Genomic DNA, 23,306 nt, shown 5'->3' on the forward strand with positions numbered 1-23,306 from the left:
GCGGCCGAAGAGCTTGCTGAAGCAAAAAAGCTCAAAGAAACATTGGATAAGATTACAGTTGAGCTGACAGCAAAGGCTGGTGAGGGCGGACGTCTATTTGGTTCTATCACCTCAAAACAAATCGCTGAGGAACTGCAAAAGAAGCACGGCATTAAAATCGACAAACGGAAAATGGAGCTCGATGATGCGATCAGGACATTAGGACATACGAAGGTTCCAGTTAAGCTCCATCATGACGTAATAGCCACCTTGACCGTTCACGTGAAGGAAGGAAAATAAAAGACAGCCTGTTGAGAATAAAATTTGCCAGTTCAAATTTAGATGAATCATGATAAAATAAAAAAGCAAGCTTAGAGACGTGATCGGTTTATCTGGTCACTTTTTTCTTTTTAAGATATGATTATTTTTATAAGTTTAATAATCACTCTCTAGTTAGGAGGGGTTTTAATAGATGAATGATTTGTTTGCTGACCGCATGCCTCCACAAAATATAGAGGCAGAACAGGCGGTATTAGGTGCAATTTTTTTAGAGCCTTCTTCTTTAACGATGGCTTCGGAAATCTTAATTCCAGAGGATTTCTATCGAGCCGCCCACCAAAAAGTCTTTAATGTGATGCTGAAGCTGAATGACGAAGGTAAAGCAGTTGACTTGGTAACTGTTACTGAGGAACTGGCTGCAGCTAAATTAATCGAGGATATAGGCGGTGTCAGCTATTTAAGTGAACTAGCAGGCGCTGTGCCGACGGCTGCCAATATTGAATATTATGCGAGAATCGTAGAAGAGAAATCCCTTCTTAGAAGATTGATCCGCACGGCGACTAATATCGCCACAGATGGTTATACTCGGGAAGATGAAGTCGAATCGCTTTTAAGCGAAGCTGAAAAAAGCATCATGGAAGTAGCCCAGCGAAAGAATGCCGGAGCCTTCCATGACATTAAAGATGTCCTTGTTCGGACGTATGACAATATAGAGGAAATGCATAAACGTGTTGGGGAGATTACCGGCCTTGAGACGGGATTTGTTGAACTTGACAAGATGACAGCAGGGTTTCAGCGCAATGATTTAATTATTGTCGGTGCTCGTCCTTCTGTTGGTAAAACAGCCTTTGCCTTAAATATTGCGCAAAATGTTGCGAAAAAAACGGGCGAAAATATTGCCATCTTTAGTCTAGAGATGGGTGCTGAGCAGCTGGTCATGCGTCTTTTATGCGCCGAAGGGAACATTGATGCCCAAAGGCTTCGTACTGGGTCGCTGACAGAGGAAGACTGGGGTAAGTTGACGATGGCAATGGGCAGTTTGTCAAACACAGGAATCTATATTGATGATACCCCTGGGGTAAGAGTAGGTGATATTCGTTCCAAATGCCGCCGTTTAAAGCAAGAGCACGGCTTGGGAATGATTTTAATTGACTATTTGCAGCTTATTCTAGGAAGCGGCCGCTCTGGTGAAAACCGCCAACAGGAAGTATCGGAGATTTCCCGCTCCCTTAAGCAATTAGCCCGTGAGCTGCAAGTACCTGTTATTGCCTTATCGCAGCTATCCCGTGGTGTGGAGCAGCGTCAGGATAAGCGGCCGATGATGTCAGATATCCGTGAATCTGGGTCAATCGAGCAGGATGCTGATATTGTTGCCTTTCTTTACCGTGATGATTACTATGATAAGGAATCGGAAAACAAAAATATTATCGAAATTATCATTGCTAAGCAACGTAATGGCCCGACGGGTACGGTTTCGCTGGCATTCGTGAAAGAATATAATAAATTCGTAAATCTGGAGACAAGATATGAATCTCCAGGGGCGTAATGGGGCCTGATTCCCGCTGCTTTAAGGTTGTACTGCAGCGGGGTCAGACCCCTTTTTTGTAGATTTTTAGTTTACGAACATATTTTACTATTTTAATATAAATCGTTCGTGTTTAATTGACTTTTTTCATAAAAAATTGATAAACTATGTAAGGGAATTAATTAATTTAATGAAAGCTAAAAATTCGGAGGTGCCTTACATGTCATCAGTAGTGGTTGTTGGTACGCAATGGGGAGACGAAGGAAAAGGGAAAATCACTGATTTCCTTTCAGAAAATGCAGAAGTAATTGCCCGTTATCAAGGGGGAAATAATGCAGGCCATACCATCAAGTTTAATGGCGAGACCTATAAGCTGCATTTGATTCCTTCAGGGATTTTCTATAAGGAAAAAATTTGTGTCATCGGAAATGGCATGGTCGTCGATCCAAAGGCACTTATTCAAGAACTTGCTTATTTACATGAAAAAGGAATTACAACCGATAACCTGCGCATCAGTAATCGTGCCCATGTCATCCTTCCTTATCATATAAAATTGGATGAAGTGGAAGAGGATCGCAAAGGCGCTAATAAAATTGGTACAACTAAAAAGGGTATTGGTCCAGCATATATGGATAAGGCAGCCCGGAACGGGATTCGCATTGCTGATTTGCTTGACCGTGAAATTTTTGAAGAAAAATTAGTTCGCAATCTAGAGGAAAAAAACCGTTTATTTGAACGCATTTATGAAACAAGCGGCTTCAAAGTCGAAGATATTCTTGATGAATACTATGAGTACGGCCAGCAGGTTAAGAAATATGTCTGTGATACATCCGTCGTTCTAAATGATGCTTTGGATGAAGGCCGTCGTGTATTGTTCGAAGGCGCCCAGGGTGTCATGCTTGATATCGACCAAGGAACCTATCCATTTGTTACGTCTTCAAACCCGGTTGCCGGTGGTGTAACGATTGGTTCGGGTGTAGGCCCAACTAAGATCACTCATGTTGTTGGTGTATGTAAAGCGTATACTTCCCGTGTTGGTGATGGTCCATTCCCAACTGAGTTACATGATGAAATCGGCCACCAAATCCGCGAAGTTGGCCGTGAATATGGTACAACAACAGGACGTCCACGCCGTGTTGGCTGGTTTGACAGTGTTGTGGTCCGCCATGCTCGCCGTGTTAGCGGCTTGACAGATCTTTCGTTGAATTCCATTGATGTTCTTACCGGAATTGAGAAATTAAAAATTTGTACAGCTTATCAATATAATGGCGAAGTCATTACAGAATATCCTGCCAACCTAAAGATTCTTTCTCAATGTCAACCAATTTACGAAGAATTGCCAGGCTGGACAGAAGATATTACCGGCTGCAAATCCTTAGATGAACTGCCTGAAAACGCCCGTCACTATGTAGCACGCGTTTCCCAATTAACAGGCATTCCATTATCGACCTTCTCAGTCGGACCTGACCGCACCCAAACCAACGTTGTGAGCAATCCTTGGAGACAGGTTTAGAAAGCAATAAAAGCCCTCTTTTCAGGGGGCTTTGCTTTTTTTAAAAGTTTTTTTAGAAAAACTATTGCCTATTATACACTATCATGATATTATAAAAAACGTCGCCAAGAGATGGCGGAAATACATTAATTAACGAGCCATTAGCTCAGTCGGTAGAGCATCTGACTTTTAATCAGAGGGTCGAAGGTTCGAGTCCTTCATGGCTCACCATTCTTTATGAATGGCCCCTTGGTCAAGCGGTTAAGACACCGCCCTTTCACGGCGGTAACACGGGTTCGAATCCCGTAGGGGTCATCGGCATTGGTCGGCCGGCAAATGACTGGCAAGGACGGTCTCCTTGCTGGCTGACCATATTATAAATCGGTCTGGTAGTTCAGTTGGTTAGAATGCCTGCCTGTCACGCAGGAGGTCGCGGGTTCGAGTCCCGTCCAGACCGCCACTTAATTTAGAATGGCTCAGTAGCTCAGTCGGTAGAGCAAAGGACTGAAAATCCTTGTGTCGGCGGTTCGATTCCGTCCTGAGCCATCCCAAAAAGAAGTTCACACACATTGTGGACTTCTTTTTTTATTATATTTGTTACATAAATGTAATAAATGGACCTATTTTTTACAAAACGCATAGAAATTTGTCTTATTTTGTAAAATTATCCCGATATTGGACAAACCCTTGATATAATAGGGATTTCCGCCTATTACCCGCACAAAAAAACAGGAAAAAATGACCGACATATTTCAAAAGACGTAGGATAATGTCAGTAATTATACAATTGTGTTACATTATGGAGACTATTAATCTCTTCTCTATAAAACTATGGTAAAGTAAGAGAGGCTAAAATTCTGGGAAACCCTTTCATTGTGTTTTACCGTGGTTTAGGAGGAAATAATGTTTTCTTTAAATAAAAAAAATAATTCTAAAAAACTTTTATTAATAAAAACAACCATAGCATCAGCAGTAGCGGCATCCGTTATTGCATTTAGCAGCGGACCGGTGGCCATGGCTACTTCATCAAAATTAACGACTGTTTATCATGTTTATCTCAATGGTACATACATAGGTAATGTAACGGATAAAGCAATTGTCGATAAAATTGTTGCAGAGAAATTGGATTCCATGAAGGAATCCATCAAAGATCTTAACATAAAGCTTGGCGAACAGGTTCAATATGTACCTGAACAAGTTTTCAGCGCCAATGCAAACAATCAAGAAACTCTTCAAAACTTAAGAAATACCTTCCAAGTTCAAGCAGAAGCGGCTGCCATTGTGATCGATGGAGCACCTGTTGTTTATTTGGAAAATAAGAGTGCGGCAGAAGACGTAATCAAGAATCTTAAATTGCAGTATGTTACTGAACAGCAGCTGCAAGATCTTGAAGCGCTTAAGTCGGCTGACCCTAGTACATTACCCGCTTTAAATCAAAATGAAACACGTATTTTAAATGTAAGTCTTTCAAAAAATGTATCTGTGGAAACGAAAAATGTAGAGCTGCAAAAAATCGTAACTCCTGCTGAGGCTGTTACCCTTTTACAAAAAGGTACTTTAGAAGAAAAGAAGTACGCTGTGCAAGATGGCGATGCACTTGAATCAATTGCCCATCAAAATGGATTGACAGTTCCAGAACTACTAACCTTGAATCCAGGATTAACAGCAGATTCATTAATAAAAATCGGCCAGGAAATCAATATTACGGCCTTAAAGCCATACGTGGATGTAATCGTTGAAAAAGAAGTGAACCAAAACGAAACCATTCCATTTGAAACGCAAATCGAAGAAGACGCAAATCTTCCTAAGGGTGAAAAGAAAGTACAACAAGAGGGGCAAAACGGGTCTCGCTCAGTAACCTACCATATTTCAGAACAAAATGGTGTTGCTGCCCAAAAGAGCATTACTAGTGAGCAAATCCTGCAGCAACCTGTAAATAATATTATCATTAAAGGAACAAAAGCCATTCCTTCCCGTGGCGAAGGCACACTTGCTTGGCCGACTGTTGGCGGGTATGTATCCAGTGAAATGGGCTTCCGCTGGGGCAAAAAGCATAAAGGAATCGATATTGCCAGACCAAGCAATTTAACAATCAAAGCAGCAGATAATGGCGTAGTTGTTTCAGCAGGCTGGGACAGCGGCGGATATGGAAATAAAGTCATCATTGACCACCAAAATGGAATGCGTACCCTCTATGGACATATGTCCTCCATTAATGTCAAAGCCGGCCAGACAGTTTCCAAAGGAACAGGCATTGGTGTTATGGGAGCAACCGGAGATGCAACTGGTGTCCACCTCCATTTCGAAGTATACAAAAATGGCGGCTTGGTAAACCCACTTTCTTATCTAAGCAGATAACAGTCTCTAGTTTTAACTAGAGGCTTTTTCTTTTGGAAACCCTAGTAGTTAACTGGAAGAAGTCTTCCAAATACTTGTTATAGATGAATTTCAAGCGAAACAATGGTAAAGTAAAATGGAGTAGTTATGACTTTAAAAAGAAAAAAATAGACAATAAAAACAAAAAGGAGCAATGGTATGGAAAAGAAAATTCTCGTTGTTGATGATGAAAAACCGATTGCTGATATCCTTCAATTTAACCTGAAAAAGGAAGGATATGATGTCTATTGCGCCTATGATGGAAACCAAGCACTTCAATTAGTTGAAGAAATCCAACCAGATTTAATCCTGTTAGATATTATGCTTCCGCAAAGAGATGGAATGGAGGTTTGCCGCGAAGTACGAAAAAAGTACGAAATGCCAATTATCATGCTGACAGCCAAGGATTCAGAAATTGATAAAGTCCTGGGACTTGAGCTTGGTGCTGATGATTACGTGACGAAGCCGTTCAGTACTAGAGAGTTAATCGCGCGTGTGAAGGCGAATTTGCGCCGCCATCAGCAAATCATTGCACAGCCTGATGCGGAAAATGAAACGAATGAAATAGTCGTGGGCGCTCTTGTCATCCATCCGGATGCCTATGTCGTGTCTAAACGAGGGGAAACCATTGAGCTTACCCATCGTGAATTTGAATTGCTTTATTACTTGGCACAGCATATTGGGCAGGTTATGACACGTGAGCATTTACTACAAACGGTCTGGGGCTATGATTATTATGGCGATGTTCGGACAGTCGATGTTACGGTACGCCGCCTTCGTGAAAAAATTGAAGATAGTCCGAGTCATCCTGCCTGGATTGTGACGCGCCGCGGGGTAGGTTATTACTTACGGAATCCTGAACAGGAGTAGTGACTGGTGAAAAAAGTAGGCTTCTTTCGCTCGATACACGTTAAATTTGTGATTATCTATGTGCTCCTCCTTTTAGTTGCGATGCAGATTATCGGTGTTTATTTTGTCCGGCAGCTGGAGGAAACATTGAGGACAAATTTCCAAACGGCCTTAAAAGAGCGTGTGAATTTACTAGGATATAATATCCGCGAGGAAATAGAGAAACAAAGAACTTCGGAAGACCCGACGCTTGAGGAAGATATCAATAAAATCCTTAGGGATTTTGATAATGCCGGGGATATCTCAGAGGTGCGGGTGATTGAAAACAGGTCACTAAAGATTCTCGGAACCTCTGATTCAGACAATCAAGGGGTAGTGGGCCAAAGAACAACTGAACTTCGCATTAAACAATCAATGGTTTTGGAAGAAGACCAAAGTGCCCTGTTAATTGATAAGAAGACGGGAAACCGGATCTGGGTCCTTTCTACTCCGATTAAATCCGGCAAGAAGGTCATCGGGGCCATTTATCTTGTCGCAAAAATTGAGAGTGTTTTTGAACAAATGAAAACTATTAATAAAATTTTTGCTACAGGGACAGCCATTGCCATGTCAATCACAGCTGTATTAGGGATCTTGTTAGCCCAGACCATTACAAGGCCGATTGCCGATATGAAAAAGCAGGCATTGGCAATGGCCAAAGGGAACTTTTCTCGTAAGGTTAAGGTGTATGGGTACGATGAAATCGGAACGCTGGCGATCACCTTTAACAATTTAACGAAGAAGCTGCAGGAAGCCCAGGCGATGACGGAAGGAGAACGTAGAAAACTATCCTCCGTCCTCTCCTATATGACCGATGGCGTTATTGCTACGGATAGAAAAGGCCGGGTCATCCTTATAAATGAACCGGCAGCGGAAATGCTGGATGTTTCACGTGAAACAGTGCTCTCCCAGCCGATTGTGTCTTTATTAGATTTGGATGACACCAATACCTTCGAAGATTTGTTAGAGGAGAATGATTCGCTCATTCTGGATTATAGTACAAAGCAGGAAAGATACATCCTTAGGGCCAATTTTTCCGTTATCCAAAAAGAAACTGGCTTTGTAAACGGATTGATTTGCGTTCTGCATGATATTACGGAGCAAGAAAAAATTGAATTCGAAAGACGGGAGTTTGTGGCCAATGTTTCCCATGAGCTGAGGACCCCGTTAACAACAATGAGAAGCTACCTGGAGGCACTAGCAGATGGGGCATGGCGTGACGAGGAAATTGCCCCGAACTTTCTGGAAGTGACAAGCAAGGAAACGGAACGAATGATTCGCCTTGTCAATGACCTGTTGACATTGTCAAAAATGGACAGCACTGATTACCGAATGACAATGGAATGGGTAAACTTTGTTGATTTCTATGACCGAATTATTGACCGTTTTGAAATGGCAAAGGAGCAAAACGTAACATTTAAAAGAATTCTCCCTAAGCATGGCATCTTCGTTGAAATGGATGAAGATAAAATGACTCAGGTCTTATACAACGTCATTTCCAATGCTCTGAAGTATTCTCCTGAAGGTGGACAGGTGACCTTCACTATACAAGAAAAAAATGAGACCATTATTGTCAGCGTTTCAGACCAAGGAATGGGAATTCCCAAAGAGAGTATCGGAAAAATATTTGACCGTTTTTATCGAGTCGATAAAGCAAGAACGCGGAAAATGGGCGGAACAGGTTTGGGACTGGCCATTGCTAAAGAAATTGTCAGTGCTCATGGCGGAAATATCTGGGCATCTAGTAAGGAAGGGAAAGGAACTACCATTTCATTTTCCTTGCCATATGAAAGTGCTGAAGAGGATGAATGGTCATGAAATATGAAAATATAAAATCCATTATCTTAACAATATTGGTTTTCATCAGTATTTTTTTAACCTGGAATCTTTGGACATACCAGCCTAACTTCGACACGATGGAAAATGACAGCTATGTGGCAGAAGTCTCGGTGAGTGAAAAGCAAGAACTGCAGAAAATCGTTCGTCCTGACCGAATTTTGTTTCATATTAGAAATGATCATTATGGGACCAATAATCCGGATGAAATCGACAACGTAATTAAGGAAATTAGCAAATGGTCCATCTTTGATATAAAAAACTATACCGACAATGTTGAAAACATAAATGACCTTATTCACAGTCCCGGAAACGCAGAATTAATCTTTCCAGGTGAGGTCCCAATCGCTTTATATCGTGGTGTCTTAAACATTGAGGGGAAAAAGGTTCCTTCCTTTAATTTTAATAGGATGATTATCAATGTGGAGAATTCCAGTAATGAGAATGGAATTGTCTATTTTGTTTCGTCGGAAAACCAACAGGTTTATATCAGTCATATTTCACCGGCCAATTTAACTGCATTTAACCGGGACGTTTTCAAAAATGCACCTCGCTTACCGCGATATTTTGCGTATAAACCCTCAGCTAATAAAACGATCTTTTTACCGGAAGGCGAAACAGATATGAAAACGTATAAGTATTTGCCTGTTACGCTTAATTCGGAAAAGTTTAAAGAAGCCTTGTTCCGGGACCCAAGCAATGTGCAGAAGAACCCGATTCGTGCGGGGGAGGAATATACGAGCGACTCAAGTAAAATGACAGTCAGTGATGATACGAATATACTTTCATACGTCAATCCGACAGCAGATGATGACTTTGTCGATAATTCCTATGACTTGGTGAAGCGCAGTATTGATTTAATCAACGAACATGGCGGTTGGACGGATTCCTATCATTATGTTTCAAAAAATGAATACAGTGCCACTGTAGTTTTTCGACTTTATACCGGTGATGGCTATCCAGTTTTTAGTGAACGGGGCATTTCTGAGATTACAGAGGTATGGGGCCGAAATGAACTTACTAAATATATACGGCCCAACATTTCCTTGGAGCTGCCGCTGACAACCGAAATGAAAACGGTGAAACGGGCTTCCGGTCATGATGTGTTAAATTTCTTGGAGAATAAAAGGAATTTTAAGTCAGAGCTTCTCGAGGAGTTAGTATTAGGGTATCGAATGGATCGAGATTCGGAGGAAAACCAGTTAATCCTTTTAGAGCCTGCCTGGTTCTATCGCTACGATAAACAATGGGGAGAGCTTACGATGGATGACCTAGGGGGGCCGGCACATGGATTGGAGTAAAATCAAGACAATTTTCATCATTACATTCTTAATCCTGGATGTATATCTGTTATTTCAATTTATGAAAATCCGTGATGCCAATAAATATGAATTCGTAACTGAAACTACTTTTGAAGAGAAACTAAAGGCTGACGAAATTAAATACGAAGAACTGCCGACAGCGAAAATAAAGTCGCAGTACTTAAGTGCAAAACCGAAGGTTTTTACAAAAAGTGATACGGCAAAGCTGAAAGGGCAGTCCGTTACCCTAAAGGACCCTGGTACCACCCTTCAAGCGGAATTTGAAAAGCCGTTTGCATTAAGCAATAAGTTCGAACCTGCCGAATTGGCCTCCTTTTTAAAGGACAATATTTTGTACGGAGACCAGTATCAATTTGGGGAGAAAAATGAGAAAAAGAGTACGATCACCTATTTTCAACAATATGAAAGTTTTCCATTATACAAAAATATTAATGGGATGATTACCTTTACGTATAATTCTGAAAATCAAATAGTCTCTTATCAGCAGACTTATCTTGAGGGCTTTGAAAAGATGGCGGCGAAGGAAGAAATACTCACGCCGTTAAAAGCGATTGAAACGTTGCACCAAAAGGGAGACATCAAACCAAAAAGCAAGATTACCAAGGTGGAGCTTGGCTACTCAACACGTATCCAATTAGCAGCCTCCCAGGTGTTGGCGCCAACCTGGCACTTTGTGGTCAATGATAAGGAAAATTTATTTGTGAATGCTTTTGAAGGGCAAATTATCCAATTCAAAAGCGATGAAAAAACTAATGTGGAGTGAAATGTATGTCTTTACGTTATAGCATTCTTACAAGCGGCAGTACAGGCAACGCCCTATATGTAGAGGCTGAAGAGCACTCCTTTCTAGTCGATGCAGGCTTAAGCGGAAAGCAAATGGAGGCACTGTTTCAGCAAATCGACCGGGATATCAGCAAGCTTTCTGCCATTTTTGTAACCCACGAGCACAGTGATCATATCAAAGGGATTGGCGTTTTAGCGCGTAAATATAAGCTGCCAGTCTATGCAAATGAAAAAACCTGGCGGGCCATGGATGGTTTAGTAGGTGCAATCCCAACTGAGCAGAAGTTTGTGTTTGATATGGAATCGGTAAAAAGCTTTGGTTCGGTTCAAATTGAATCTTTTGGGGTCTCCCACGATGCGGCTGAGCCAATGTTTTATATTTTCCATCATTCCGGCGGCAAAAAACTCGTGCAAATTACTGATACCGGTTATGTAAGCGATCGGATGAAGGGCATAATCAAAGATGCCGATGTATATATTTTTGAATCCAATCATGATGTGCAAATGCTGCGGATGGGCAGATATCCTTGGAACATTAAACGAAGAATCTTAAGTGATGTCGGCCATGTTTCCAATGAAGATGCAGCACTTGCGATGAGTGAGGTCGTTGGTGACCGGACCAAACGGATTTATCTCGCCCATTTAAGCCTAGATAACAATATGAAGGATTTAGCGAGAATGTCAGTGTCACAGACATTGGAAAGCCGCGGCTTAATAGTCGGCGAACAATTTGACCTGTATGACACAGATCCAAAAATACCGACCGTGCTAACCGCAGTATAGAGAGGTTGCTTTCACTTTGAAGGCTCCTCTCTTTTTTAGTATGAAAAAAGTATGAACAAAAGATGAAGTTTCATGGAATATTATGCAAATTCTTAGTAAATACCTTGTATTGGAGTATAATTGTTTATATAAGCCAAAATAAACGTTAGCAATGGTTCTGTAGAGAGGAATGGTGTAAATTGGGCTATTATGATGATCATTCTCCAAATCGCTATCGGGAGCAAAAAGGAAATAAAAGTGGAATTTTTATTGCCAGCCTGGTTGGAGCCGTTTTGGGAGCTATTTTGGTGATTGTCTCCATTCCTGCTCTTGCCAACCGCGGTGTACTTCCATACAAAGTAGAGCCACAGCAGAGTACTGTGACTGAAATAGATAATACATCTAAGCAAAATGTTGTACATAAACAAATATCGTACGATGTTAACACCAATATCACCAATGCTATCGATAAAACAGCTGATGCTGTTGTTGGAATTAATAACATTCAGTCATCAGGATTCTGGGATAACGGAGAAAATAATACAGAGGATCCGGCAGGAACCGGATCAGGGGTGATTTATAAGGCTGCTGGCAGCAGGGCTTTTGTGGTAACAAACCACCACGTCGTTGAGGGGGCTACAAAGCTCGAGGTTAGTCTCTCGGATGGTACAAAGATACCGGCCAAGCTATTAGGAAGCGATATTTGGACAGACTTGGCCGTGCTTGAAGTGGATGCTGGAAAGATTAAAAAGGTTGCGGAATTCGGTGATTCTGACAGCTTAAAGATGGGTGAACCGGTTATTGCCATCGGCAACCCGCTTGGACCTACCTTCTCTGGTTCAGTCACACAGGGAATTATATCCGGATTGAAGCGGACGATTCCGGTTGATATCAATCAGGATGGCATCATCGATTGGCAATCAGAAGTATTGCAAACCGATGCTGCCATCAATCCAGGAAACAGCGGCGGTGCTTTAATTAATATGGCCGGACAGGTAATCGGTATTAATTCGATGAAAATTTCCCAGGAGGCCGTTGAAGGAATCGGCTTATCGATTCCGATAAATTCAGCTAAGCCGGTTATTAACGATTTAGAACAATTCGGCAGCGTCAAGCGGCCATATATGGGTGTAGATCTAAAATCGGTTGATGAAATTCCTGCCTATTACCAGCAGGAAGCATTAAAATTGCCACGCGATGTGACGCATGGGGTAGCGATTCGCCAGGTAGTTCCAGGTTCACCAGCGGCAGTTGCCGGTCTGCAGGAATTGGATGTCATAGTTGAAATGGACGGACAGAAAATCAACGATGTCATTGATTTAAGGAAGCATTTATATCAGGTAAAGAAAATCGGTGAGCAGATGGCGATTAAATTCTATCGGGACGGCAGGCTCAAAGAAGTAACGATGACATTGGCTAGCGATAAAACTCAATAATGCTGTTGATTTAGGGAAGTGATAAATTCACTTCTCTTTTTCTTTTTGCTATGATAAATGAGGATTTTAGCTTGTTTTGAACACGTTGGTTTGGTAAAAGCTATAGATGATTGAATATTGTTCGGGATGGTGTAATAAAATGATTTATTGTTGTGAGGAACATGTGAGTGAGGCAATGGATACGATTTTGGAGGAATATGAAACCTATCCTATTTTAAATAAATTAGATGTGGATAATTTATCAACAACCTGTGAATATTGTCGAAAACAGGCTGTATATATTGTGGGGAACAAATGATTCCATACAAGATGTGGATAAAAAATGTGAATATGTGGATAACTTCTGTGGATAAGTTGTTTGTAAACTGTTTGTAATCAAATGTTAAAGGGTTGTGAATTGTGAATATCTCTATTATTACGGTTGGTAAACTGAAAGAAAAGTATTTGAAGCAGGGAATTGAGGAGTATTTAAAAAGATTAACGGCCTATGCAAAGGTTGAATTAATCGAGGTTGCTGATGAAAAGGCTCCTGAAGAATTAAGTGAGTTGGAAATGCTGCAGGTGAAGCAAAAAGAAGGCGAACGGATTTTGGGGAAAATTAGTCAGGATACATATATGATTGCGCTGGCGATTCAAGGGAAAATGCAATCATCGGAAGAGCTGGCGGATACTCTGGATAAACTTGCGACTTATGGAAAAAGTAAGTTAGCTTTCGTAATTGGCGGATCATTGGGGTTAAGTGATGAGGTGATAAAAAGATCGAACGAGCAGCTGTCTTTTTCACGGATGACCTTTCCCCACCAGTTGATGAGGTTGATATTGGTTGAACAGGTTTACCGGGCATTTCGAATTAACCGAGGGGAACCTTATCATAAGTAAATGAGGCTTTGGATATTAGGAGATTATATAGATAACGAATAAGCCAATGTTCAAAACATTGGCCTTTTCGTTATATGTTTACAATGAACCAGCCTTAATTTTATGCTGATTCCTGCTGAAAACAAGGATCATTGAAGTATACAACTTCAGAAAGAACGTTATAGCCCTTCATTTTTTTGAGAGTCTCTCTTGCTTCTTGTTCTGTTTTAAATTCAAACATAGAAATATTTGAATCTAAATAACGAGTTATAATCCACATAAAAATTCCTCTCCTTATTTTTAAGTTATTTCTGTCCTGCAGACAGAGACTTCTATAAATATGCTCCGTTAAGTTAAACCTTGCTTTCATAAGGTTTTAATCCAAGGCTTAAGGAAGTAATTATCAATTGCTACAGACCAATCATAAGGCAATAATGAAAATAAATAAAATGCAAAAAATATATAATATGTTATAAAAAAATTTTATATGTTGTATTTGGCGGTAAATAGTGGATTATCGTGATTGGGTAATACTGAGGTCTTCTTGGGGTAACATACGAGATTTTGCATAACCTACTGGATTTATAGGTGCACTCGGATTAGGTCATAATCTCAAAGGAAAGGCTTGGTAAAAACCAAGCCTTTGTCAGTCTTATAGTTGTGCCTTTTTGTTCATTTTGGAGGACTCCTCTGAAACTGCTGAAAGGACACCATCCGTCATTCGGTAGACTTTGTCGCAATAGCCGACAAGCCGAATATCGTGCGTTACTACGATGGTTGTCGTTTGTTTCCGCTTTGTGACTTTTTTAAGTAGCTCCATGACTTCATAGGCACGGTCTGAGTCAAGGGAGGCTGTCGGCTCGTCAGCTAAAATAATCGAAGGGTTGCTGTACAGAGCCTTAGCGATGGCTACACGCTGGCGTTCCCCGCCGGATAAATCGGATGGATATTTCATTAGTAAGTCACTAATTCCCAACTCTTCGTACAGTTGATTCCGCTCCATTTTTGACATATTTCCCCTTTTCACTTTGTCTAATAGTTTCAATTGATTGGCCACAGAGAGGAATGGGACTAGGTTCGACGCTTGTAACACAAATCCGATTTCCTTGAGTCGGATTTGGGAGCGTGCTTTTTCATTCAACGTGGTTAGATTTTGGCCATTGATGACTACATCCCCTGAGGTTGGGGTTAATAAACCCCCGACAATCGTGAGAAAGGTACTTTTTCCAGATCCCGACGGGCCGATAATAGCAATCAGCTCGCCTCGGTTGGCAAGAAAATCTGTTTCCTTTAAGGCTTCCACTTTCTTATGGCCGCTTCCAAAACTCTTTTTTACTTGATGTAACTCCAACACTGCCATGGTTTAGCCTCCTATCGCTTTCAGTGGATCAATTCGTACAATCGTCAAGACTGAGAAAACAGCACCAGCAGTAGCAACAACCATTAGAATGAAGCCATAGAAGACCATCAAGGTCAGGTCAAATGAAACAGGAACCGCTGCCGGTAAAAAGGCTCCTGAAATGAGTGTGAAGGCAAACCCTGCCGCAGTTCCAATGAACGCTAAAATAAAGGTTTGGGCTATAACAGACCAAGATAAATAAGAGCTGGAAATACCCTGCGCCTTCATGACCCCAAACATACTAATCTTCTGCACGGTCAAGACATACAAGAAAATGGCGACAATGACGGAAGAAATAGCAAAGAGGAAGTAAATCATGAAATTTAAGGTGAGTTTTTGTTCAGTGTAACCCGGTAAATTTTGAATGAATGATTCGATTTCAATAGAATTCAGATCATCATTTTGGGTAAGATTTGAAATAGAAGCATCCTGAACAACAATTCCGTTAATTTGATCTTTTTTCTGACCGGCTGCTTCACCAAATTTGACTTGGTGGAAGGTTGCAAGATTCGCATATAGAACAGGTGCAGCATTAAATCGGGCATGGTCTGTAAATCCAACAATTGTTAATTGTTGATCACTGGAGGATAGGGATAATGTATCACCTAATTTGAATCCCTTGTCTTTGAGTGAACCGTCAGCAATCACTTCATTTGCATTTTCAAAAGCCCTGCCTTCCGTCACATTTGGCATAAGAAATTCCTCTTTGTTAATACCAAAGAGAGATATATTTTGCTTCTTATCCCCGTTGCTGGCAATTGCATTTAGCTGACCGATTACCGCAGTTTTTTTCGCTTTAATGTTGTTTAGCTGGTCGATTGACATGAATGATTGGTACAAGCTTTTATCTGATTCCTCGGTAAGGATAATTGCTGTCGCTTTCCATTTATCAACCGCCTCCCTATTCAGACTAGCGAGACCAGTTGCAAGTCCAGAGAGAAAAAAGACAAGATAGGAAACGAGCATTAAAATCCCTGTAATCAAAGTGAAGCGAAGTTTATTTTTTTTAATTTCTTGCCAGGCTAAAAACACACCGTCACTCCCTTTCTCATTGAAAGTATTAAATTCCAGTTTTACTTTATTATTAACGGAGATGCCATTTTTGTCAAATGTTTGTATAATAAAATAAATAAATCATTATACATATGTTCCAAGGTTTTATAATAACTGAAGGAACTTTTTATCTTTTAATCTTTGTATAACATTTATGGGGTAACGTTGTACAAAGTGCGGATATTCGTTATACTCAGTATGGCTATAGGGGACGGACCAGGTATTAAGGGGATGAAATGAATGTATCAATCTGATGAAAAAGGACTATTTGCCATTCAACAAGTTGCAGATATGACCGGATTATCAAAACAAGTGATTAGAAAATGGGAAGAGCGTTATGGGGTTATTCAACCGAAGCGATTAGAGAATGGTTATCGAATATATAGCCAACAGGATGTCAAAACGCTTTTAAAAATCAAACTACTTTCGGAACAAGGCTACTCGCTAAAACAAGCAACCATGCTTGCAAAAGAGATTGCTGAAGATCCAGTACCGATAGAAAAGGAGAATTCCCCTCATTATGAGCAATGGAATGAGTATGTCCTTCAGCTGCTGGAAAAAGGCAGGCACTGTGATGAAATAGAATTAAATTTCATCTTAAAACAAGCGCTTCATCATGTAGGGCTAGAGCGTTTTCTAACCACGATTGTGGTACCTTTTTTAAAAGAGGTAGGAAGAAAGTGGGAGAGTCATGAGTGGGATGAATATCAGGAATCTGTATCGAGTCTAGTAGTACGAGATTTCTTGGTACAAATTCGACGAAACTATCAATATCGGGAAAATGCTCCATTCGTCCTCGGCGCATGTTTGCCATTTGAACAACATGAAGTACCACTGCATCTGATCCTATTGCGTTTCATGATGAAGGGATGGAAAACCCAGTTATTCGGTGCTTCTCCTGCACCAGGTGCGATTGAATCATTGGTTTGCAAGTTAAAGCCGGATGTCGTTCTGTTGTCCGCTACAACCGCGATACCATTTGAAACAGATCCTCAACTGCTGCAGAGATTGGATCAATTTGCTGAAAAGCAAACCGACATTGCCTTTTACCTCGGCGGTCAAGGGGCAGTCACTTATCTCTCAGACTATAAACCACGGGCGATTCATGTGACAAATTCCATTGATGACATATTAAAATAAAACACTTTTTATTACCATGAAAAGGTAAAATCAAAGGCCCTATCCAAATTAAAACTGGATAGGGCCATGTTTGGTCAAAAGCCACTCTGGAGCAGTCGTTCAAGTTCCTCTTTCTCGCCAACCGACAGTATATTCTCTGCCAACGGAAACAGCATTTTTTCTTCTTTAGCAAAGTGTTGTGTTAAGGTAGCAAGTGCTTGGACAGCGTAAACTGTAATCGATTGCGCATCGTCTTCATTAATATCCAAGCCAGTCAGGCCGGCTTCAGTTAGAAAATCCTTTAGATGCTGCTCTGCCTTATCATGTTCATATTCCATCGTTTCGATTGTTCTGTCATTCTCCCCGAGGCGGCGGGTCATCATAGGGAACAATCCTTCCTCTTCACGTTTGGAATGTTCCATCAGATTATCGTGGAAAGACAAAACCCGCTCGTACAATTTCGCAAATAGATGTACCACAGCAGAACCTGAATTGAATTCTATCTCTTCAGAAATCTCAGAGATAAGGTCCATATCTACTCGAAGCGATACATGCTCGTCCTTTAATTGTTGCAGCGGGGCACTTAATACAACTTTCGAAGCCTCCATCGCCAAATCCCTCCTCATCCTTCCTTCACCATGCATCTGAGAATCTTATAAATCCATGATGACTTCAGTCACTCTCATTACCTCTTCTTAAAGCATACGCTAAAAGTGCTGATAATTTTGTGATATTTATCATGAAAAATCAATAGGGGGGAGTTCGGTCTGAAGGAGTCTTTTGCCGAACAAATTTGCTTATTATTTAATCAATTATTTTCGTTCTTTAGGCTATAGTGCTGTGCGCTTCTTTTATTGCCTCGTTGCATTTCAGCTTCCTTTTTTAAGCCTGTCAGCAAGGAGTAGCACATGGCGAGCATGATTATGGCAAATGGAAGTGCAGCCGCAATGGAAGCAGTTTGCAAAACCTCCAAACCGCCCGCGAGCAGCAGAACAGCAGCTAAAGCAGATTGGATGACACCCCATGTCATTTTTATTTTGTTAGAAGGATTAAACGTTCCACCTTCACTAAGCATCCCCAATACAAAGGTCGCGGTATCGGCAACAGTTATATAATAAATAGCTACTACCGCGAAGCCCAAAATGCTCAACAAGGAACTTAATGGTAGGTGGTCGAAGAAAATAAATATGGACAAGGACACATTTTCGGCGATATGTTTTGCCAAATCATGGTTTCCAGTATGTTGAACAAGCTCAAGTGCTGAACCGCCAAATACGGACATCCAAAGACAGGTTCCAAGTGTCGGAACAATCAAAACGCCAATAACAAATTCCCTTATCGTCCTCCCTCTGGACACCCGGGCGATAAACATGCCGACAAATGGCGCCCAGGCTATCCACCAAGCCCAGTAAAACAAGGTCCACGAAGCAATCCATTTCTCACCTTTTCCAAAAGGACTTAACCGTAAACTCATATGTATAAAGTCACTTAAATACAGGCCTGTTGTATTAAAAAAGACTTTAATAACGGTTAGGGCTGGACCGACAAACATAATCAGCACAAGGATTGCCACTGAAAAGATGATGGCTGCATTGGATAAGTATTTAATTCCTCTTTCCAGGCCTGTATTAATGGAAATAATGAAAAGGACTGTTGCGACCACAATGACAATCAACTGGATAAATAATGTATTAGGAATGCCAAATATGTCATGCATACCTGCAGTAACCTGCATCGCCCCAAGTCCCAAGGAGGTTGCAATCCCAAAGACTGTTGCAAAGATGGACAGGATATCAATCGTTTTGCCAATCGGGCCGTAAATCTTGTCGCCCAAAATGGGATGGAACGCTGAACTGATCGCTGCAGGGAGCCTCTTATTATATTGAAAAAAAGCAAGGGCTAACCCAATAACAGTGTAGATGGCCCATGGGTGCAGGCCCCAATGGAAAAATGTATATTTCATTGCGGTGTTGGCTGCGTCAATCGTATAACCTTTCCCGTACGGAGGAGCTGTGTAATGGGTTACTGGTTCAGCGACGCTCCAGTATACAATTCCGACCCCCATGCCCGCACCGAACAGCATTGCCAGCCAAGAAGCGGTAGAGAAATCAGGCTTATCAGTTCTCCTTCCCAGCCGGATATTCCCATACTTTGAAAACAACAAGTAGATAGAAAAAAAGACAAAGAATAGAGTTGCACCGAGATAAACCCAACCCAGGTAATCAATCGAGCCATTATAAACGGCGTTGGTAACTTTGGTAAGATTAGCTGTAAAAAAAACTCCCCAGATAATAAAAATGAGGGTCAGCAATAAAGAGATAATAAATACACTATTTTCTTTAAACTTTTCCATGGAAACCTCCTGGCAATTGATGAATACTTATTTAAATAGATTTAGCTCTGTCAGTTATTAAAAGGGTTGTATTGAAATTCCCACTTGTCTGTATTCATCAACTCTTCATGCGGCACCTCTAACCCGCCGCCAAGATAAATGGTTTGTCCTTTAATCGCAATCACCATAGCCTCTATTAATACATCATTATCCTTCTTTTTATAAATGTCTCCCAACTGTGCTGATAGCTCCCCATATGGATGAACAATTTGCGGGAGGGCGTCATCAAAGTCTTCTTCAAGATTTGCAATGTCTTTATAATCGATAGGATGACTGTCGGGAGCACGGCCAGGTACCATCAATAAATATTCGTTATGTTTGATACCATCCAAATCGCTTGTAATGACCCCTTTGTTATCAACAGTTTCAACCACTTCAATTTCATTTAAAGAATAATGATCCAGGGTATCGGGGGCGGGATTATTAATTAAAATATAGTCTCCAGCTTGAGGTCTTTGATTGTTCCGGAGTGTGTATACTTTATGATCAAAAATAAAACTGTCATTTTCCTTCGGTATATATCTCTCCACACTCGCTGCATTGGTTATATGCTGTGTTAAATCTCTTAGCTTTATAAGATGAACGGAGAATTTATACATTGGTTTTACACCATATACCTTGTGTAGCTCATTGTTAAAATACACAAATTGCCCTTTTCTTACTTGATACAGTTTCACAGCTAAATCTCCCTTCAATTGTAGGTAGTATAAGATTCATAAAAACACGGAACTTGGAAGCAGCGTTTTCTTCTTTAGGATGGCTTTTTTTAGAAAAAACTATTATCTATGTAAAATAGAAAAGGCTGAAAAATACAGATATAAACTGTATTTTTCAGCCTTTAATCGAATGTTTCTTTAATATGTTTGATTGGAAGTCATGGTAATAGTAAAAGGTGTCGAATCCTAGATTGAAAACAATTGTTTGTTCGGTGAGAAAAAGTATTTTATTTTAAATGGTTAATAATGGGGAGTATAAAGGTATTGGTGCCGGCTAGAAAAATAAAAAAGAAGTTGAAACGTTTGGTTTCAACCTCTTTTTTACATTACTTATTATTCTGCATCCATAAATGGATAAGCAACCTCTGCAGTTGGTGCAAAGTTTTCTTTGATGACACGAGGACTTGTCCAACGAATCATGTTAAATACAGAACCTGCTTTATCGTTTGTACCAGATCCACGAGAACCGCCAAATGGCTGTTGATTAATCATCGCACCAGTTGGTTTATCATTGATATAGAAGTTTCCAGCTGCGCCGGATAAGCGGTTTTCTAAGTGAAGAATGGCCCCGCGATCTTGGGCAAAGATCGAACCTGTTAAGGCATACATAGAAGCTGTATCAACTGCATGCAATGTTTCTTCTAATTGATCATTTTCATATACATAGATGGTTAAGACTGGTCCAAAGATTTCTTCCACCATTGTTTTGAAGTTTGGATTTGTAGTCACAATAATGGTCGGTTGAACGAAATATCCAACAGAATCATCATAAGTACCGCCAGCAATAATTTCTGCTTCTTCAGAAGCTGCTGCGTAATCGATATAGCTTGTAATTGAATCAAAAGCCGCTTTATCAATAACTGCACCCATGAAGTTTCTAAAATCGCGGACATCCCCAACTTTAAGCTTTGCCGTCTCTGCCACTAAACCGGCTTTCACTTCTTCCCACAAACTTGCTGGGATGTAGGCACGAGAAGCGGCTGAACATTTTTGACCTTGGTATTCAAAAGCGCCACGAACTAGGTTCGCTACAACTTTGTCTGCTTGTGCCGTCTCGTGAGCAAATACGAAGTCCTTACCACCTGTTTCCCCAATTAAACGAGGATAAGATTTATAGTTTGCAATGTTTTCTCCGACTGTTTTCCAAATCGTTTGAAACGTACTTGTGGATCCAGTGAAATGGAATCCAGACATACGTGGGTCTGTTAATACAACTTCTGATACTTGTGAACCACGAGAAGGTACAAAATTGATGACGCCTTTTGGTAATCCTGCTTCTTCTAAAATACGCATAAAGTAGTAGTTTGCTAGAATAGAAGTTGTTGCTGGTTTCCAAACGACTACGTTCCCCATCATCGCAGGAGCTGCTGGCAGGTTTCCGCCAATGGCAGTGAAGTTAAATGGAGAAATCGCCAATACAAACCCGTCTAATGGACGGTAATCTGTACGATTCCATACATTCTTCATGCTGCTTGGCTGAATTTGATAAACCTGATTTGCATAATCAACGCCAAAACGTAAGAAGTCTATTAATTCTTGGGCTGAATCAATTTCAGCTTGAACAGCTGTTTTGGACTGTCCTAACATGGTCGCAGCATTCATGACATCACGGTATGGACCAGAGATTAAATCAGCAGCTTTTAAGAAAATAGCGGCGCGGTGTTCCCAGGCCATATTTGCCCATGCTTCTTTGGCAGCCATCGCCGCTTCAACAGCATCACGCAGCTCTTTTTCTCCGGCTTGCGAATAGTTTGCTAAAACATGTTGATGATCATGTGGCATAACTACTTGCTTCACTGTATCTGTCTTTATATTTTCGCCATTAATAATCACAGGGATATCGATTACGATACCAGATTGGCGTGTTAATTCTGCTTTTAATGTTTCTCGTTCTTTTGTACCTGGAGCATAAGTATTGCCAGGTTCATTTGCAGGTGTTGGGATTTTGAAAATTCCGTTACTCATTCTTTCACGTTCCTTCCCGTTTATATATTCTGTTTCTTTATAGACAAAGCTACTTATTTCGACAATTATTATAACATACTTTTTCTGTTCTTTGGCTTTCTATTACAACTTAATGAAAGCGAATTCAAATTCCTATCTCAGGGGTTTAAATTAATTTCAGAGATTCAATAAAATATATAAGAGTCATTTATTGTTGACAAAGTAATTTAATACTACTAAAATTAAAAATTATTCAACAATATTATTTAAAAAACTTAATAATTAGCAAGCTATGATTGCTATGGATCACACTATAGCAGGAGCAGCTTCTGGAGAGACCGCGGATTCCGCGGCGCCGAAGGGTTCACAATCTCAGGCAAAAGGACAGAAGAGTACTGAATATATATTTGTCATGCTGACAATTGTCAGCTTAATAAGTATTATTTGTTATTCTTATGACCATGAGATTGGAGGACATCCAATCTCTTTTTTTATTGGGTTTTTTAAACTTTAAGGAGGAGTCAAGGTTGGCACAGCAAGAATTAAAGAGGAATTTAGCAAATCGGCACGTTCAACTTATCGCAATTGGCGGCACCATTGGTACCGGATTATTCCTAGGGTCGGGTAAAGCCATCCAACTGGCTGGCCCATCCATCATCTTTGCTTATTTGATCGTAGGTATTGCCTGTTTCTTTGTGATGAGGGCGCTGGGGGAACTCCTGCTGTCTAAGGCGGGCTATCAGTCTTTTACTGACATTGCCGAAGATTATCTTGGACCGCGAGCCGCGTTTGTAACGGGATGGACCTATTGGTTTTGCTGGATTATGACTGCTATGGCTGATGTGATTGCTGTTGGTGTATATGTACGATATTGGTTTGATATCCCACAGTGGATACCTGCAATTGTCTGTTTGGTCGTCTTATTGGGCCTCAATCTATTAACGGTAAAGCTTTTTGGAGAATTGGAGTTCTGGTTTGCCTTAATAAAGGTCATTACCATTCTCGCCTTAATCGGAATTGGGGTCATTTTGCTAGTGATGGGATTCAAGACAGATGCAGGGGCAGTCTCTATTAAAAATCTTTGGGAACATGGCGGCCTTTTTCCAAATGGAATAACAGGATTCTTGCTTTCATTCCAAATGGTCGT

21 protein-coding genes, 4 tRNA genes and 1 riboswitch are annotated in these 23,306 nt (G+C 40.7%); of the genes, 18 read left to right on the plus strand and 7 right to left on the minus strand.

Going from position 1 to position 23,306, the window contains the following annotated elements:
- The 16 genes from rplI to rlmH all read left to right on the plus strand — a co-directional run.
- The coding region (gene rplI / locus KHB02_RS26385) for a 50S ribosomal protein L9 (protein WP_241114110.1) at nucleotides 1-279 on the plus strand (279 nt) is incomplete at its 5' end.
- A gap of 172 nt (nucleotides 280-451) precedes the next feature.
- Nucleotides 452-1,804: a replicative DNA helicase gene (gene dnaB, locus KHB02_RS26390; protein WP_213147851.1), complete on the plus strand. Its 1,353-nt coding sequence runs from the start codon at nucleotides 452-454 to the stop codon at nucleotides 1,802-1,804.
- A gap of 199 nt (nucleotides 1,805-2,003) precedes the next feature.
- The gene (locus tag KHB02_RS26395) at nucleotides 2,004-3,296 is read left to right on the plus strand and encodes an adenylosuccinate synthase (RefSeq protein WP_213147852.1); all 1,293 of its coding nucleotides are present in this window, start codon (nucleotides 2,004-2,006) and stop codon (nucleotides 3,294-3,296) included.
- A 134-nt stretch (nucleotides 3,297-3,430) separates the two neighbouring features.
- A tRNA-Lys gene (locus tag KHB02_RS26400) sits at nucleotides 3,431-3,506 on the plus strand.
- A 12-nt stretch (nucleotides 3,507-3,518) separates the two neighbouring features.
- Nucleotides 3,519-3,590 (plus strand) — tRNA-Glu (locus KHB02_RS26405).
- Nucleotides 3,591-3,658: 68 nt separating this feature from the next.
- A tRNA-Asp gene (locus KHB02_RS26410) sits at nucleotides 3,659-3,735 on the plus strand.
- A 13-nt stretch (nucleotides 3,736-3,748) separates the two neighbouring features.
- Nucleotides 3,749-3,821 (plus strand) — tRNA-Phe (locus KHB02_RS26415).
- Nucleotides 3,822-4,178: 357 nt separating this feature from the next.
- Nucleotides 4,179-5,633 (plus strand): peptidoglycan DD-metalloendopeptidase family protein, encoded by a 1,455-nt coding sequence (locus KHB02_RS26420; RefSeq protein ID WP_241114111.1) that lies wholly within the window; start codon nucleotides 4,179-4,181, stop codon nucleotides 5,631-5,633.
- 177 nt (nucleotides 5,634-5,810) lie between these two features.
- Entirely contained in the window at nucleotides 5,811-6,521 is a 711-nt protein-coding gene (gene yycF / locus KHB02_RS26425; protein ID WP_213116976.1) for a response regulator YycF, read from the plus strand.
- A 6-nt stretch (nucleotides 6,522-6,527) separates the two neighbouring features.
- Nucleotides 6,528-8,357 carry a cell wall metabolism sensor histidine kinase WalK gene (gene walK / locus KHB02_RS26430; protein ID WP_213147853.1) on the plus strand — a complete coding sequence of 610 codons (1,830 nt, stop codon included), beginning with the start codon at nucleotides 6,528-6,530 and terminating at the stop codon, nucleotides 8,355-8,357.
- Complete coding sequence (locus tag KHB02_RS26435; protein ID WP_213147854.1) at nucleotides 8,354-9,676, plus strand: YycH family regulatory protein; 1,323 nt, start codon at nucleotides 8,354-8,356, stop codon at nucleotides 9,674-9,676. Before walK ends, KHB02_RS26435 begins: the two co-directional genes overlap by 4 nt.
- On the plus strand, nucleotides 9,663-10,460 hold the full coding sequence (locus KHB02_RS26440) for a two-component system regulatory protein YycI (protein ID WP_213147855.1): 798 nt from the start codon (nucleotides 9,663-9,665) through the stop codon (nucleotides 10,458-10,460). Before KHB02_RS26435 ends, KHB02_RS26440 begins: the two co-directional genes overlap by 14 nt.
- A gap of 5 nt (nucleotides 10,461-10,465) precedes the next feature.
- Entirely contained in the window at nucleotides 10,466-11,263 is a 798-nt protein-coding gene (locus KHB02_RS26445) for an MBL fold metallo-hydrolase (protein ID WP_213147856.1), read from the plus strand.
- A 179-nt stretch (nucleotides 11,264-11,442) separates the two neighbouring features.
- Nucleotides 11,443-12,678 carry a S1C family serine protease gene (locus tag KHB02_RS26450; protein WP_213147857.1) on the plus strand — a complete coding sequence of 412 codons (1,236 nt, stop codon included), beginning with the start codon at nucleotides 11,443-11,445 and terminating at the stop codon, nucleotides 12,676-12,678.
- Between the two features lie 139 nt (nucleotides 12,679-12,817).
- Nucleotides 12,818-12,976 carry a CxxH/CxxC protein gene (locus KHB02_RS26455; RefSeq protein ID WP_213116982.1) on the plus strand — a complete coding sequence of 53 codons (159 nt, stop codon included), beginning with the start codon at nucleotides 12,818-12,820 and terminating at the stop codon, nucleotides 12,974-12,976.
- A 101-nt stretch (nucleotides 12,977-13,077) separates the two neighbouring features.
- A complete protein-coding gene (gene rlmH / locus KHB02_RS26460; RefSeq protein WP_213147858.1) occupies nucleotides 13,078-13,557 on the plus strand; it encodes a 23S rRNA (pseudouridine(1915)-N(3))-methyltransferase RlmH in 480 nt (159 codons plus the stop codon).
- 100 nt (nucleotides 13,558-13,657) lie between these two features.
- On the opposite strand, the gene KHB02_RS26465 is transcribed toward rlmH, so the two are convergent.
- The 3 genes from KHB02_RS26465 to KHB02_RS26475 form a co-directional block, all read right to left on the minus strand.
- Entirely contained in the window at nucleotides 13,658-13,816 is a 159-nt protein-coding gene (locus tag KHB02_RS26465; protein ID WP_213147859.1) for a hypothetical protein, read from the minus strand.
- Nucleotides 13,817-14,188: 372 nt separating this feature from the next.
- The gene (locus tag KHB02_RS26470) at nucleotides 14,189-14,896 is read right to left on the minus strand and encodes an ABC transporter ATP-binding protein (protein WP_213147860.1); all 708 of its coding nucleotides are present in this window, start codon (nucleotides 14,894-14,896) and stop codon (nucleotides 14,189-14,191) included.
- Between the two features lie 3 nt (nucleotides 14,897-14,899).
- A complete protein-coding gene (locus KHB02_RS26475; protein ID WP_213147861.1) occupies nucleotides 14,900-15,967 on the minus strand; it encodes an ABC transporter permease in 1,068 nt (355 codons plus the stop codon).
- Nucleotides 15,968-16,228: 261 nt separating this feature from the next.
- Here KHB02_RS26475 and KHB02_RS26480 point away from each other — a divergent pair, with 261 nt between their 5' ends.
- Nucleotides 16,229-17,128 carry a MerR family transcriptional regulator gene (locus KHB02_RS26480; protein ID WP_213147862.1) on the plus strand — a complete coding sequence of 300 codons (900 nt, stop codon included), beginning with the start codon at nucleotides 16,229-16,231 and terminating at the stop codon, nucleotides 17,126-17,128.
- A gap of 74 nt (nucleotides 17,129-17,202) precedes the next feature.
- Here the strand turns inward: KHB02_RS26480 and KHB02_RS26485 are convergent, their stop codons facing one another.
- The 4 genes from KHB02_RS26485 to pruA form a co-directional block, all read right to left on the minus strand.
- Nucleotides 17,203-17,715, minus strand: coding sequence for a hemerythrin domain-containing protein (locus tag KHB02_RS26485; protein ID WP_213147863.1), 513 nt, complete (start codon nucleotides 17,713-17,715; stop codon nucleotides 17,203-17,205).
- A 200-nt stretch (nucleotides 17,716-17,915) separates the two neighbouring features.
- Entirely contained in the window at nucleotides 17,916-19,460 is a 1,545-nt protein-coding gene (locus tag KHB02_RS26490; RefSeq protein WP_213147864.1) for a glycine betaine uptake BCCT transporter, read from the minus strand.
- 50 nt (nucleotides 19,461-19,510) lie between these two features.
- Nucleotides 19,511-20,176 carry a hypothetical protein gene (locus KHB02_RS26495; protein ID WP_213147865.1) on the minus strand — a complete coding sequence of 222 codons (666 nt, stop codon included), beginning with the start codon at nucleotides 20,174-20,176 and terminating at the stop codon, nucleotides 19,511-19,513.
- Between the two features lie 372 nt (nucleotides 20,177-20,548).
- On the minus strand, nucleotides 20,549-22,180 hold the full coding sequence (pruA, locus tag KHB02_RS26500; protein ID WP_213147866.1) for an L-glutamate gamma-semialdehyde dehydrogenase: 1,632 nt from the start codon (nucleotides 22,178-22,180) through the stop codon (nucleotides 20,549-20,551).
- A gap of 298 nt (nucleotides 22,181-22,478) precedes the next feature.
- A riboswitch (glycine riboswitch) is annotated at nucleotides 22,479-22,557 on the plus strand.
- 129 nt (nucleotides 22,558-22,686) lie between these two features.
- Here pruA and KHB02_RS26505 point away from each other — a divergent pair.
- Nucleotides 22,687-23,306: amino acid permease (locus KHB02_RS26505; protein WP_241114112.1), on the plus strand; the 620-nt coding region annotated here is incomplete at its 3' end.

It is taken from the genome of Neobacillus citreus, assembly GCF_018343545.2.
GTDB lineage: Bacteria > Bacillota > Bacilli > Bacillales > Cytobacillaceae > Neobacillus > Neobacillus citreus.

Excerpts from the sequence above, each read along its gene's own strand:
- KHB02_RS26480 (WP_213147862.1), top strand. The coding sequence starts at position 16,229 with ATGTATCAATCTGATGAAAAAGGACTATTTGCCATTCAACAAGTTGCA.
- KHB02_RS26465 (WP_213147859.1), bottom strand. The coding sequence starts at position 13,816 with ATGTGGATTATAACTCGTTATTTAGATTCAAATATTTCTATGTTTGAA.
- pruA (WP_213147866.1), bottom strand. The coding sequence starts at position 22,180 with ATGAGTAACGGAATTTTCAAAATCCCAACACCTGCAAATGAACCTGGC.
- KHB02_RS26445 (WP_213147856.1), top strand. The coding sequence starts at position 10,466 with ATGTCTTTACGTTATAGCATTCTTACAAGCGGCAGTACAGGCAACGCC.
- KHB02_RS26440 (WP_213147855.1), top strand. The coding sequence starts at position 9,663 with ATGGATTGGAGTAAAATCAAGACAATTTTCATCATTACATTCTTAATC.
- dnaB (WP_213147851.1), top strand. The coding sequence starts at position 452 with ATGAATGATTTGTTTGCTGACCGCATGCCTCCACAAAATATAGAGGCA.
- yycF (WP_213116976.1), top strand. The coding sequence starts at position 5,811 with ATGGAAAAGAAAATTCTCGTTGTTGATGATGAAAAACCGATTGCTGAT.
- KHB02_RS26395 (WP_213147852.1), top strand. The coding sequence starts at position 2,004 with ATGTCATCAGTAGTGGTTGTTGGTACGCAATGGGGAGACGAAGGAAAA.
- KHB02_RS26470 (WP_213147860.1), bottom strand. The coding sequence starts at position 14,896 with ATGGCAGTGTTGGAGTTACATCAAGTAAAAAAGAGTTTTGGAAGCGGC.
- KHB02_RS26485 (WP_213147863.1), bottom strand. The coding sequence starts at position 17,715 with ATGGAGGCTTCGAAAGTTGTATTAAGTGCCCCGCTGCAACAATTAAAG.
- KHB02_RS26455 (WP_213116982.1), top strand. The coding sequence starts at position 12,818 with ATGATTTATTGTTGTGAGGAACATGTGAGTGAGGCAATGGATACGATT.
- KHB02_RS26435 (WP_213147854.1), top strand. The coding sequence starts at position 8,354 with ATGAAATATGAAAATATAAAATCCATTATCTTAACAATATTGGTTTTC.
- KHB02_RS26490 (WP_213147864.1), bottom strand. The coding sequence starts at position 19,460 with ATGGAAAAGTTTAAAGAAAATAGTGTATTTATTATCTCTTTATTGCTG.
- KHB02_RS26420 (WP_241114111.1), top strand. The coding sequence starts at position 4,179 with ATGTTTTCTTTAAATAAAAAAAATAATTCTAAAAAACTTTTATTAATA.